The sequence below is a fragment of the Streptomyces sp. NBC_00057 genome, assembly GCF_045041165.1.
Lineage (GTDB): Bacteria > Actinomycetota > Actinomycetes > Streptomycetales > Streptomycetaceae > Streptomyces.
In genome coordinates, this window is record NZ_CP108256.1 from 2,315,512 (window position 1) to 2,328,052 (window position 12,541).

The following is a 12,541-nucleotide window of genomic DNA, read 5'->3' on the forward strand; positions in this document are numbered from 1 at the left end:
ACCGATCGATTGGGTGAGCAATGCAGAAAGTCGACAACTGCCGACATTTCATTCCGGTCATCCGGCTACGGATGTACACATCCTCAGCACCTCTTCGGGAGAGATCAAGCCAGGCTCCCGCCGCTCCAGCGTGGAGACGTGCGCGAGCCGCAGCAGTTTCTCGGTGACGGGGGTGGGTACCCCGTGCGTCCGGCCCAGAAGCACGAACTCGCCGTTGATGTAGTCCGCTTCGACGGAGCCCGTGCGGCGCGCGAGGCTCTGCCACGTCGATCCCAGCACACCGTCGGCGGCCGGTGTCCGCAGTTCGACCTTGCCCCTGCGCAGGGCCGCCAACTCCGCCGCGTCAGCGTAGGCGATCCCGGCCGCGGCCAGCACCGCCTTCCCCTCCGCCTTTGACCGCTCGGCCAGCTCGGCAGCGGGGCCATCGGGCTTCACCGGCCCGCAGAGTGCCTCGACCGTCTGCGCGAGATTACCCACCAGCTTGCCGTACTTCCAGCGCATGACGTCCGACACGACGGGTGCCGAGAACAACGAACGCTCCAGGTTCGCGGCGATGCGCCGGGCCCGTGCGTCGTCCCCGGACGGGTAGCGGCCGAGCACCAGCGCCCCGGTGTACGGGCCGTACGCCGCGGTCACCTCCCCCGGGTGCACGAAGACCGCGGGCAGCACCACGCACATGCCGTAGACCGCATGGAAGTGACGCAGCGCCAGCCGCTCGCTCTCCACGCCGTTCTGGGCACAGACCACGGGAAGTGATTCGCCCGCCGTGGTGCCGTCGGCCACCGGACGACCGGCCCACGCGCTCAGCGCGGCCGCGCTGTGCTGGGTCTTCACGGCCAGGACGAGGACGTCGCCGGGGCGCAGTGCGACCTCTTCCGGACCGGACGCGACCGGCACCGGAACCCGGCGGGCCCCCTCCGGAGTCGTGAACCGGAGTCCTCCCTGCCGCAGCGCCTCGAAATGGGCGCCACGGGCGACGAGTACGACGTCGTGACCGTTCTCGAACAGCCGGGCGCCGATGGAACCACCCACCGCGCCGGCTCCGATGACGATGTACCGCATATCAGCTCCCACTCACTCTTCCCACCGGACTTGGGCCGCGTACCACGTGGCGACCTCCCTCATCCTGTCTTCCACCTCATCGGCGTGCCTTCCGGTCACCACGTAACCGGCCAGGTAGACGCCCGACTTCTCGCCGCCCCGGTAGGTCGTACCGACCGCCCCGCGCAGCCTCTGCTCGGCGACGAACGGCGGCGGGGACTGCGGCAGCGCGGCCAGCCTCCCCCGCTCCGGATAGAACACCACCCAGCCGGCCGACCGCCCCGGCGCCGCACCGTGAACGCACGGCACCAGGCCGTGTTGTGAATGTCCCGTCTGAGCGAGGAACCACTCCTTGTCCAGGTCGACCCCCGCGGCAGCCCGTAGGGCGGCCCCGGTGAGCGCGCCTCCCGTACGACTGGCGACCTCGCAGAACACCAGTCGGTCGTCCGGGGTGTGGAAGACCTCGAGGTGGAAGGTCGTGCGGTCGGGCGTGGGCAGCAGAGCGAGCACCTGGCGGGCGTAGTCGATCAGTCGTGGCGTCAGGGGGTCGTCACGGGTCAGCTGCACCGATCCGAGGTGCCCGCCGGCCCGGAAGGAGAGGCAGTCATTGACGTAGCGCGAGACGAACGCGGCGCGCATCCCGCCGTCGACGATCAGGCCGTCCACCACATGCATGATGCCCTCGACGAACTGTTCCACCTCCGGGTGGTCCGGCAGCCCCGCGGCGAACAGAGCGTCCATGTCCTCGGGCCCGTGCAGCACCTGGGTCCCCGTCGAGCCCGACCCGAGAGCCGGCTTCACCACCACCGGGTATCCGTGGTGCCGGACGAAGGCGAGCAGGTCCACGGGCGTCCGTACGGCTGCGAACTCCGGTACCGGCACTCCCTGTTCACGCAAGCGGGACTTCATCACCACCTTGTCCCGGAAGGCGAGGGCGCTGCTCCAGTCCTGCCCGGGGATGCGGAGGGCCTCCCGCAGCCGGGCCGCGCGCAACAGATCGCCCTCCATCCGGGCCACCACCGCGGACAGGGGAACCGAGTCGGCCAGTTCCAGTGCCGCGCGCTCCACCCCGCCGCCCGAAACGTAGTCGTCGAAAGCCCGCGCGCCGGGGACATGACGGTACTGCGGATACCGGGCCCGGGACACCAGCAGATGGGCGCGGATCCCCGCCTCGGCGGCCCACTTGTCGTACGGGGTGTCCGCATGGTCGCTGTCGACCAGTACCAGGACGTCACGTCCGCTCGCCTCGTCCATGCTGTGCCCCTCCCGTTCCGGATCGCTCGCAGCGTAGGTCGCGACGGCCTCGGACGCCCTCTTCTGATCGAGTACCCCATTGGGCTCGGGGCCCGGACGGCAGAGCGATCAAAAGGATTTGAACGAAACTTCTGCGGCGAAATCCCGTTGCGCTCACAACCCGTGTGAGGCAGCTCGGCTCGGTTACGTTCCAGTCCAGCCACTCCGGGCCACTCCGGCACCGGTCGCGGAGCGCCCGCCAAGGGAGAGTCCATGACGCGAAAATCGCGCCGTACGCTTCACCTGGGAGCATTCCTCATCACCCCCGGATACCACGTCGCCTCGTGGCGCCATCCGCATGCCCACGCGGCCGGCGGGCTGGACTTCGGCCACTACCGCGACCTCGTGCGTACCGCCGAGCGGGGCCTGTTCGACCTGGTCTTCCTCTCCGACGGCCTGGGCATCCGCATCCCGTTCGACAGTCACGACGAGCTCAGCCGCCAGGGACGGATCATCCAGTTCGAGCCGCTGACGCTGCTGTCGGCACTGGCCGTCCACACCGAACGCATCGGCCTGGTCGCGACCGCCTCGACCACGTACCACGAGCCGTTCCACCTGGCACGCAACTTCGCCTCCCTGGACCACCTGAGCGCGGGGCGGTCCGGCTGGAACGTAGTCACGTCCGTCACCGACGCGGAGGCGCAGAACTTCAACCGTGACAGGCAGCCCTCCCACGCACAGCGCTACCACCGGGCCCGGGAGTTCATGGACGTCGTCACCGGCCTGTGGGACAGCTGGGAGGACGACGCGTTCCTCCACGACAAGGCCGCCGGTCGCTTCTTCGACCCCGAGAAGATGCATGTGCTGGGGCACCGCGGCGAGCACTTCCAGGTGCGCGGACCGCTCAACGTCGCACGTCCCCCGCAGGGTTACCCGGTCATCGTGCAGGCCGGATCGTCGCCGGACGGCCGGGACTTCGCCGCCCAGTGGGCCGAGGTGATCTTCACAGCCGCCCAGGACCTGTCCCAGGCCCAGGAGTTCTACCGCGGGATCAAGAAGCAGCTCGCCGACCACGGCCGTGAGCCCGACGAGGCCAAGGTCATGCCTGGCATCTTCCCCGTGGTCGGCCGCACCCGGGCGGAGGCCGAGGACAAGTACGCCGCGCTCCAGGAACTGGTGGACCCGGTGGTCGGCCTCGGCCTGCTCCGGCTGCTCCTCGGCGGAGCCGACATCTCCAACCTGCCGGTGGACAGCCCATTGCCCGAACTGCCCCGCACCGAGGGCAGCATCAGTCGCCAGCAGTTGGTGTACGACAAGGCGCGGCGCGAGGGGCTCACCATCCGCGAGCTCTACCAGTCGGTCTCCGGCGGCCGGGGGCACCGCATCGTCATCGGCACCGCGGAGAGCATCGCGGACGAGCTGGAGGACTGGTTCCTGAACGAAGGAGCCGACGGCTTCAACATCATGCCCCCGGTCCTCCCCGACGGGCTGTGCGACTTCGTCGGTCAGGTCATCCCCGAACTCCAGCGGAGGGGTCTGTTCCGCACCGAGTACAAGGGCAGGACGCTCCGCGAGAACCTCGGGCTCGGCCGGCCGGCCTGGGGCGCTGCGGCCCGCACGCGACAAGACTAGGAGTCACCAGCCATGCCCTCCATCGGCCGGCCGCTGGCCGAGATACCCGCCTCCCCGCTGACGGCGGTCGAACGTCTCCTGCAGCAGCACCGTCACGAGAACCCGGCGAGGCTCCACCAGGGCAAGACGGTCTTCACACCGTGCGCCACGCCTCGCCCGTGGGAGCGCACCGAGTTCGGGATCGCCGCCCACGAACATGCCCCGCCCGCCGGTGTCCCCGCGCTCCGCGAACGCTTCGCCGAGGCCGCCACCGCGCGCCGCGGCACACCGGTCGGCGAGGACGAGGTCCTGGTGACCGGCGGGGCCACGCACGCCATCGCCGTCGTCCTGCACGCCGTGCTGGAACCCGGCGACGAGGTGCTGGTCCTGTCTCCTCAGTGGCTCTTCGCCACCGGCCTGGTCCGGGCCGCGCAGGGCGTGCCCCGCGAGGTACCGGTCTTCCTGGAGCTGTCCCGGGATCCCGCGTACGACTTCGCCGCAACCGTCGAAGCCGCGGTGGGGCCCCGCACGCGTGCCGTGTACTTCAACAACCCGAACAACCCGACCGGTTACCGGCTCGACGCGCACCAGCTCGCCGAACTCGTCGCACTGGCCCGGCGGCACGACCTGTGGATCATCGCGGACAACGCGTACGAGAACTACGACTTCTCCCCGGACGGGTTCATCGACACCGCCACGATCGCAGGGGCTGCCGAGCGCACCTTCTCGGTGCACTCGTGCAGCAAGACCTACGCGATGCCCGGAGCGCGGGTCGGCCACCTCATCCACCCGCCGGGGCTTGGCGAGGTCCTGACCAAGTGGTCGCTGCACACGCTGTACTCGGTCGCCACGGCCGCCCAGTTCGCCGCGTTCGAGGCCCTGGCCACACCGCAGGAGGAGCTCGCGGCCCGGCGTGCCCGCACGGCCGAGTCCTGGCGCCGGACGGACGAGGCGCTTCAGATCCCGCACACTCCGGTGGCCGGTGGCCTGTACACCTTCCTCGACCTTGGTGCGCTGGGCGACGGGAAGGCCGGGGACGCCTTTGTCCGGCGCTGCGCCGAGGAGGGCATCGGCCTGGCACCCGGCAGGGTCTTCGGCGAGCACTGTGCCGGCTGGGCCCGCATCTGTTTCACGGCCGCGCCTCCCGCTCAGGTGCACGAGGCGGTACTGCGCATCAACAAGATCTACCAGGAGTCCCTCCATGCAGACTGAGCTGACCGCATCAGCAGCCACGGGCCTGCTCGCGCCCTACCTGTGGCGGTACGCGTCTCCCGCACAGCTGGGGCTGAAGGTCAACGCCTACCGGGGATACGAGATCGAAGGGCTGGCCCAGGCCCTGTCCACGCCCGACCTGGCGGACAGCCCCGTCGAGTGCGTGATGGTCGGCGACTCGTACTTCATGACCCACCTCGGCCGTACCGGAACAGTGATGTCGGGTCCCGCCGAGCAGGCGTGGGCCCTGGACACCCTGGTCGGTCTGGTGGCTGAGGTGCGGGCCGCGCTGGACGCACAGTTCCCGGCCGACCGCCGGCCGTTCCTGCTCGCCGACCTGCCCGACGGCACGACGGCGAACACCACGGCGGCGCTGGTCGCCGCCGAGCGCTTCGCCGCGTCCGGCGCGGACGCCGTGAAGATCGAGGTGGCCGGCGAGGACGGGATGCGCTGCGTCGAGGCCTGTGCCGCCACCGGTCTGCCCACCCTCGCCCACCTCGGCTACACGCCACAGCTCACCGGGCTCAGCCGCCGCGGGGACGCCGTGGACGACGCGGCGGAACTGTTCGCGCAGGCCCGCCGGGCCCGTGACGCGGGATCGTGCGGCCTGATCGTCGAGATGGTGAGCGAGGCGGTCAACCAGGCGCTGAGCCGTCCGCACCCGCACGGCCTGCCCGTCTACTCGGTGTTCAGCGGCCGGGCCCGCTGGGGCGGCCAGAGCCTCAACCTCTGGGACGCCGTGGTGCGGCCCGCCCGTCGCGGCCGGTACTTCCCGCCCACGCCGACGATCGACTTCGCCGACGTGCCCACCGCGTACACGCCCGCCCTGATCGCAGACCGGATGCGCGAACTGCTCCGGCTCACCCTGGCGGGCTGGTTCCCGCTCCGTCCACACACCGCGCTCGGCCGCCGGGAGTCCGCCGAGATCGCCGCAACCGACCCCTGGAGTATGCCGTGACGATCTTCGACGCGATGGAATCGGCCGTACGGACCTACTGCCGCCGCTTCCCCGCAGTGTTCACCCGGGCCTCGGGCCACCGGATGTGGGACGAACAAGGCCGCGAGTACATGGACTTCCTGTCCGGCGCGGGAGCCCTCAACTACGGCCACAACCCGCCCGAGGTGCGCGCCGCCGTCGTCGACTACCTGCTCGCCGACGGTCCCGTGCACGGATTGGACCTGCACACGACGGCCAAGGCCGCGTTCCTCGAACGGTTCCAGGACGTGGTGCTCGCCCCCCGGGCGATGGAGTACCGGGTCCAGTTCACCGGCCCCACCGGCACCAATGCGATCGAGGCGGCCTTCAAGACCGCCCGGCGGGTGACCGGCCGAACCGAGATCGTCGCGTTCACCGGCGGGTTCCACGGCCTGTCGCTCGGCGCGCTGGCCGCCTCGGCGACCGCCTTCAAGCGGAACGCCGCCGGTGTCCCGCTGTCCCACGTCACCCGCATGCCGTACGAGGGGTTCCCGGGCGAGGACGTCGACACCATCAACTACCTGACCCGTCTCCTCGACGATCCGGGAAGCGGTGTGGACCTGCCGGCCGCCTTCGTGGTCGAGACGGTGCAGGGCGAGGGCGGCCTGTCCGCGGCGAGCCCCTCCTGGCTGCGCCGACTCGCCGAGGTGGCCAGGGAGCGGAACATCCTGCTGATCGTCGACGACATCCAGGCGGGCTGCGGCCGGACCGGGACGTTCTTCAGCTTCGAGGAAGCCGGCATCACTCCCGACCTCGTGTGCCTGTCCAAGTCCATCAGCGGCTTCGGACTGCCCATGGCCCTCGTCCTGGTCCGGCCCGAGTTGGACCAGCTCGGACCCGGCGAGCACAGCGGCACGTTCCGTGGCAACAACCTGGCCTTCGTCACCGCCACGGCCTGCCTGGACTACTGGGCCGACCCGGCCTTCGGCAAGCGGGTCCAGGAACACACCGACTGTCTGACCGGACTCCTCGAGGAACTAGCCGTCAGGTACGAGCAGTTGGGATGCCGCGTACACGGACGGGGCCTGATCCGCGGCCTCGCCTTCGCCGACGACACGCTCGCCGACCGGGTCTCACGCACGGCCTTCGAGAAGGGGCTCCTGGTCGAGACGTCGGGTGCCCGCGGCCAGGTCCTCAAGATCATGCCCCCGATCGTCACCGGCGAGGACGAACTCCGCCGCGGCATCGCCATCCTCGCCGACTCCATCGCGTCGGCCGCAGCAGAAGGGCACGCGCAGTGACCGACCTCTCGGATGCCGTCCACGTCGAAGCCGACCACCTGGACGAGACCGTCCTGCGCCGGATAGCCGACGCCTGGCCCCGCCGTGCGACCATCCGCACCGACCTGGACCGCATCTCCGAGCCGGAGACCTACGACGAGTCCTTGCCGGACTATCCGGTGCGGCTGCTGCCCTTCGCCGAGCACCCCCTGTTCCTGGCCGCCTCGCCGGAGCAGCGCCAGCAGGTGCTCACCATGGCCTGGCTGGTGTACAACGAGCGGGTCATCGCGGCCGAAGAGTACGTCGCCAACCCCACCTTCGCCATGATCATGCACGGTGCCTTCCCGGGCGCCGACGGAGTGCACCTGAAGCGCGCCGTACAGCAGACGCACGTGGACGAGGTCTGGCACACCTACATGCACATGGTGGCCATGCAGCGCACCCGCGAGATCCGGAAGGTGACGAGCGAGCCAAGCCACCCGCACACCGTCACCTACCGCAGGCTCGTGGAGGCCGAGGCGCAGACCTCGGAGCAGTGGGAGCGGGACCTGCTGAGGCTGATCTGGACGACCGTCTCCGAGATCAGCGTCAACGCCTATCTCGAGCTGCTGTCCCGCGACGAGAGCGTGCAGCCCCTGCACGCCCTCGTCCCCCGCCTGCACGCCCGGGACGAGGCCGCGCACTCCTCGGTCATGGTCGAGGTCGCCAAGGCCCTGTACGTCCACCTCAACAAGGAGCAGCGACGCATGTTCGTCGACTCGCTGCCCAAGGCGCTGCACGCCTTCGTCGCCCAGGACTTCGAGGTGTGGCCAGGCATCCTCCGGCACGCGGGGATCGAGGCTGCCGACGAGATCGTCGCCGACTGCCGTGCCCAGACCGGCAACGGGCTGCTGGTCCGGGACTTCTCCGGCATCCGCCGCATCGTCCGGGAGATGGAACTCGAGAACCTCGTCGCATTCGACTTCGGGGACGAGTGAGAGAGGACGTGCACAGCATGCGCGTGGGTTTCGCCGGTCTCGGATCCATGGGTGGCGGCATGTGCCGCCGCCTTGCGGACCGTGGGTTCGACGTCACGGTCTTCGACATCGACCGGGAGGCGGTCAAGTCCGCTGATCGTCACCCGGGTATCGAGGGCGTGTCGGATGTCCTCGGTCTCGCCGCCTCGGTGGTGGTCACCATGCTGCCCGACGGCTCGGCCGTACGGCAGGTGGCGGACGTGCTGCTGCCGCGGCTCGAGCCCGGCTCGCTCATCATCGACACCGGCTCGTCCGCCCCGTCCGACACCCTGGAGCTCGGCCGGGTGGCCGCCGACCACGGTGTCGCGGTCGTGGACGCACCCGTGTCGGGCAGTCCCGCCGCCGCCCGCGCGGGCGAGCTGACCCTGATGGCGGCCGGTACCCCCGACGCCCTCGACGGTGCCGAGGTGGTCCTTTCCGCCCTGGGCCGGGTCCACCGCGTCGGCCCGGCCGGCGCCGGCCACGCCCTGAAGGCGCTCAACAACCTGCTGTCCGCGGTGAATCTGGCCGCGGTCGCGGAGGTCATGATCACCGGCAGGGCCTTCGGCCTGGATCCCGCCGTCATGCTGGAGGTGATCAACGCGTCGACCGGGCGCAACCACGCCTCGGAGACCAAGCTCCCCGACCACGTCCTGTCCGGAACGTTCGACTCCGGCTTCGCCTTGCGGCTGATGCTCAAGGACATCCGTATCGCCACCTCACTGCAGGCGGAGGCAGGCGGCCCCGCGGCCTTCGGCACGGCCTGTGGCGAGCTGTGGGAGAAGGCATTCGCCGAACTCCCCAGCGGCGCCGACAACGTGGAGGTCGTCCGCTGGCTGGAAGGCGTCGCCGGGCGGGACCTGCGTCCCGCCACGGCCGTCCGACCGCGGCAGGAAGGGTGAGCGGCCCATGGGAAAGCTCTACCCGGCGCTGACTCCCGCGCTGCGCGCCTTCATCGAGGAAGCCCCCGTCTTCTTCGTGGCCACCGCGCCGCGGGCGGAGGACGGGCATGTCAACGTGTCGCCCAAGGGCGGGATGGACACCCTGACGATCCTGGACGACACCACGGTGGCCTACCTGGACCTCATCGGCTCGGGAGCGGAGACCATCGCCCACATCAGGGAGAACCAGCGGATCACCCTGATGTTCTGCTCCTTCAGTGCCCGTCCCAAGATCCTCCGGCTCTACGGCAGTGCCCGCTGCGTCTTCCCGGACTCCACCGAGTGGGACGCGCTGACCGGCCGTTTCGGGAAGCATCCCATCCCCCGTTCCGTCATGGTCGTCTCCCTGCACCGCATCGCCGACTCCTGCGGTTTCACCGTCCCCGAGATGACGCTGGTCCGCGAACGCGACCTGCAGGACAAGTGGGGGGAACGCAAGACCCCCCTGGAACTGGAGACGTACATGCGGGAGAAGAATTCCTTCAGCATCGACGGCCTGCCCGCCCGTCCCTGAACCCACCCCACCCCGCGCCCGGCCGGTCCCGCCCGCGGCCGCGTTCACCGCCCGCGGGTCTCGGCTCCCGTGGGCCGCCGGCCCCTCCCCCCTTCGTCCTCCCGGAGGATCACGCATGCGACTGTCGCCTATCGGAACTCGGATGGCCGGGATGTCCGGCCTGCGAAGCATCATGGAGGACGTGGCCTCCACCATGGCGGGAACCGCGGAGGAGGACTGGATCAACCTCGGCATCGGCAATCCGGCCGCGATACCCGAGGCCGGGGCCATGTGGCGGGAGGCGCTGTCGAACGCCCTCGCGGAGGACTTCGACCGAGCCGTCGGGCGCTACGGTCCCTCGCGCGGCAGCACCGTCCTGATCAACGCCGTCGTCGACTACTTCAACGGTGCCTACGGTTGGGATCTGACGCCGCAGAACGTGGTGATCGGCCCGGGCAGTCAGATGGTGTGCTTCGCCGCGGCGGCGCTGTTCCTCGGGCCGGGCCCGGACGGCATGCGCCGACTGGTGATGCCGATGGTCCCGGACTACACCGGGTACCAGGGCCTGTGCATGCACGAGGACGGCATCGCCGGCGTCGCCCCGCGGATCAACCTCGAAGCAGAACACCGGTTCAGCTACTCGCTGGACCTCGACGCGCTGGCCCGCCGCGACGACCTGGGCATGCTCCTCATCTCGAGTCCCGGCAACCCGACCGGCCGCGCCGTCACCCGGACCGAACTGGACGACCTGATCGCCGTCGCCGAGCAGCACGACGTCCCCCTCGTCGTGGACCACGCCTACGGCGCACCCTTCCCGAGGATCGGCGAGGTGCACGTCGACCCGGTACGGCACCGCAACGTCATCAACTGCTTCTCCGTCTCCAAGGCCGGCCTGCCGGGCGAACGGATCGGCTTCGCCATAGGCGACCCGGACCACATCGGGGCGCTTGCCGCCTTCATGTCCAACTCAGTGCTCCACGCCCCACAGCTTCCGCAGGCCGCAGTGGCGGCGGCGCTGCGCGACGGATGCCTGGACCGCGTCACCCGTGAGGCGATCACCCCGCACTACCGTCACAAGCGGCAGTTCATGGATGAAGTCCTCGCCCAACAGCTCCCGCCCGGTCTGAACTGGCGCGTCCACTCCGGTTCCGGTGGGATGTTCTCCTGGATCTGGATAGACCACCCGTGGTTCGACGACATCGACGTGTACCGGAGACTGAAGGAGAAGCAGGTCTTCGTCGTCCCTGGCCGGTACTTCTTCGTCGACGCCCCGTCCACCGACCTCCCCGACGGCCACGCCACCCGCTGTCTCCGACTGAGCCTGAGCGCGCCGGAAAAGGCCATCGTCGACGGCGTGACCCGGCTCGCCGACACTCTCACCGACATGCAAAACCCTGCCTTGGGCTGAGTCCCGAGGCCGCCTGAAGCATCGGGGCTGTTCGGCCCTCCAGGAGCTGGGCTCAGGCGGCATGGGAGGTGTATCTCGCCCACAGCCCACTCGGCGAGCCCATGGCCGTGAAGGTGATCCGCGGCATCCGGCGTGCCCAGGAGGGCTGGGGCTGTGGAGCCCGCCTGGGCAGCCTCACTCGCGCGTTCACCGACCACACCATTGCGGTGCCCCTGTCCGATCCCGCCATGCCACCGGATGCCGTCCGCATGTACGGGAAGGCAGCCTGATGTGCAGACGTGGCCGCTCGTGCAGGATTCGTGCAACATGATCTTGAGTGACGGCTGTTCTCGCAGGCCAGACGCAACTCTGCACAGTAACGGGATATTTAGGGATTCGGGTAATCGGGCACCGCCCCTGCCGGCTTCTTTCATCGCTTCCCATCGCCTTGTACAAGTACGGTGCAAGGCGATGGCGTCCGGCTGACGGTTCGACAGGTGCGATCACACAACTGAGCCCCGTCACTCTTCACGGAGGGTCATGGGGTCTCAGTGTTTTTCCAGCGCTTTCATCCCCAAAGTTCCATGCGCTCGGTGTCGAGCACGACCCTCCTGGCTGACCTCCAGCACCCCAGGCTGGCTGTGGGCCTTCGCCGCCCTCGACGGACAGATGGCCGTCTGAACCCACCAGGGCTACCCGACCGCTAAACCAGCCCCGCCTTGCTGCCCGGCACCGGCATCGACCCGGGCGCGAGCATCGCCCGCTTCCCGGACGGCCGCCGCGCCCGGATCCAGCCCACCCCGCACCCGGCTGGAGGGCCTTCCCCCGACGGGCCAGCCGGCCGCCAAGCGTTCACGGCGGTCCCAGAGGACGCGGGGCATCCGCGTGTGTACTTCCGCAACCCGGACTCGGGCATGGTCTGCGCGGCCCGGCAGGAGGCCGCCCGGCGCCCTGTAGGGCATCCTGGAATAGGCAGAAGCGACCACGGCCATCCTGGGCCTGGACGCCGAGCCCTCCGTCCTTCCTTACCTCTCGAACCACCTGGCGTCGTAGGGTGGTTCGGCAGTCCTGGCCCGAGGCATCGGATTTCAGAGAGACCCACCTCGTCATCGAGTCCCAGGCCTCCAGAGCGTCTGTCAGGACTTCCACAGCGGCCGGGGAATCAGGTCCGACGGTGCTCGCCACGATGAGCAGCATTCCTCCGTACTGCTGCACCAGTGCGGTGAACTCCTCGGTCGCAGGAGCGCTCCAGAGCCGGCCAAACGTTGCCACCGCGACCTCACCGGGACTGGTGAATGCCCAAGCGCGCCCGTCGGACGACCTGGGCGGCAATCCGGACCACAGCGGTTGGAGGCCGAGCACTTCAGCGTTGGCCGACCGGGGACCGAAAGCAGCCGTGGCCGTCCAGCGGTCCCCGCTCTGGACCAACTGC

General features: G+C 69.7%; 11 protein-coding genes. 9 read left to right on the forward strand and 2 right to left on the reverse strand.

Annotation, left to right across the window (positions count from 1 at the left end):
* Window positions 1-57: 57 nt before the first annotated feature.
* Together OG953_RS10920 and OG953_RS10925 are read right to left on the reverse strand one after the other, a co-directional pair.
* Window positions 58-1,062, reverse strand: coding sequence for a ketopantoate reductase family protein (locus OG953_RS10920; protein WP_405683812.1), 1,005 nt, complete (start codon window positions 1,060-1,062; stop codon window positions 58-60).
* 12 nt (window positions 1,063-1,074) lie between these two features.
* Window positions 1,075-2,295 (reverse strand): acetyl-CoA carboxylase biotin carboxylase subunit family protein, encoded by a 1,221-nt coding sequence (locus tag OG953_RS10925; RefSeq protein WP_405683814.1) that lies wholly within the window; start codon window positions 2,293-2,295, stop codon window positions 1,075-1,077.
* Between the two features lie 252 nt (window positions 2,296-2,547).
* Between OG953_RS10925 and OG953_RS10930 the strand changes: the two genes are divergently transcribed.
* The 9 genes from OG953_RS10930 to OG953_RS10970 all read left to right on the forward strand — a co-directional run bounded on the left by OG953_RS10930 (window position 2,548) and on the right by OG953_RS10970 (window position 11,399).
* Complete coding sequence (locus OG953_RS10930) at window positions 2,548-3,906, forward strand: LLM class flavin-dependent oxidoreductase (protein ID WP_405683815.1); 1,359 nt, start codon at window positions 2,548-2,550, stop codon at window positions 3,904-3,906.
* Between the two features lie 12 nt (window positions 3,907-3,918).
* Complete coding sequence (locus OG953_RS10935; RefSeq protein ID WP_405683817.1) at window positions 3,919-5,097, forward strand: pyridoxal phosphate-dependent aminotransferase; 1,179 nt, start codon at window positions 3,919-3,921, stop codon at window positions 5,095-5,097.
* Complete coding sequence (locus OG953_RS10940) at window positions 5,087-6,055, forward strand: 3-methyl-2-oxobutanoate hydroxymethyltransferase (protein ID WP_405683820.1); 969 nt, start codon at window positions 5,087-5,089, stop codon at window positions 6,053-6,055. Before OG953_RS10935 ends, OG953_RS10940 begins: the two co-directional genes overlap by 11 nt.
* 14 nt (window positions 6,056-6,069) lie before the next feature.
* The gene (gene ectB / locus OG953_RS10945) at window positions 6,070-7,314 is read left to right on the forward strand and encodes a diaminobutyrate--2-oxoglutarate transaminase (RefSeq protein ID WP_405691768.1); all 1,245 of its coding nucleotides are present in this window, start codon (window positions 6,070-6,072) and stop codon (window positions 7,312-7,314) included.
* The gene (locus OG953_RS10950) at window positions 7,311-8,270 is read left to right on the forward strand and encodes a diiron oxygenase (RefSeq protein WP_405683822.1); all 960 of its coding nucleotides are present in this window, start codon (window positions 7,311-7,313) and stop codon (window positions 8,268-8,270) included. Before ectB ends, OG953_RS10950 begins: the two co-directional genes overlap by 4 nt.
* A 17-nt stretch (window positions 8,271-8,287) precedes the next feature.
* Window positions 8,288-9,190 (forward strand): NAD(P)-dependent oxidoreductase, encoded by a 903-nt coding sequence (locus OG953_RS10955; protein ID WP_405683823.1) that lies wholly within the window; start codon window positions 8,288-8,290, stop codon window positions 9,188-9,190.
* Window positions 9,191-9,197: 7 nt separating this feature from the next.
* A complete protein-coding gene (locus OG953_RS10960) occupies window positions 9,198-9,743 on the forward strand; it encodes a pyridoxamine 5'-phosphate oxidase family protein (RefSeq protein WP_405683825.1) in 546 nt (181 codons plus the stop codon).
* 115 nt (window positions 9,744-9,858) lie between these two features.
* The gene (locus OG953_RS10965; RefSeq protein WP_405683826.1) at window positions 9,859-11,130 is read left to right on the forward strand and encodes a valine--pyruvate transaminase; all 1,272 of its coding nucleotides are present in this window, start codon (window positions 9,859-9,861) and stop codon (window positions 11,128-11,130) included.
* Window positions 11,131-11,198: 68 nt separating this feature from the next.
* Entirely contained in the window at window positions 11,199-11,399 is a 201-nt protein-coding gene (locus OG953_RS10970; protein WP_405683828.1) for a hypothetical protein, read from the forward strand.
* Window positions 11,400-12,541 lie beyond the last annotated feature (1,142 nt).

Excerpts from the sequence above, each read along its gene's own strand:
- OG953_RS10920 (WP_405683812.1), bottom strand. The coding sequence starts at position 1,062 with ATGCGGTACATCGTCATCGGAGCCGGCGCGGTGGGTGGTTCCATCGGC.
- OG953_RS10925 (WP_405683814.1), bottom strand. The coding sequence starts at position 2,295 with ATGGACGAGGCGAGCGGACGTGACGTCCTGGTACTGGTCGACAGCGAC.
- OG953_RS10930 (WP_405683815.1), top strand. The coding sequence starts at position 2,548 with ATGACGCGAAAATCGCGCCGTACGCTTCACCTGGGAGCATTCCTCATC.
- OG953_RS10935 (WP_405683817.1), top strand. The coding sequence starts at position 3,919 with ATGCCCTCCATCGGCCGGCCGCTGGCCGAGATACCCGCCTCCCCGCTG.
- OG953_RS10940 (WP_405683820.1), top strand. The coding sequence starts at position 5,087 with ATGCAGACTGAGCTGACCGCATCAGCAGCCACGGGCCTGCTCGCGCCC.
- ectB (WP_405691768.1), top strand. The coding sequence starts at position 6,070 with ATGGAATCGGCCGTACGGACCTACTGCCGCCGCTTCCCCGCAGTGTTC.
- OG953_RS10955 (WP_405683823.1), top strand. The coding sequence starts at position 8,288 with ATGCGCGTGGGTTTCGCCGGTCTCGGATCCATGGGTGGCGGCATGTGC.
- OG953_RS10960 (WP_405683825.1), top strand. The coding sequence starts at position 9,198 with ATGGGAAAGCTCTACCCGGCGCTGACTCCCGCGCTGCGCGCCTTCATC.
- OG953_RS10965 (WP_405683826.1), top strand. The coding sequence starts at position 9,859 with ATGCGACTGTCGCCTATCGGAACTCGGATGGCCGGGATGTCCGGCCTG.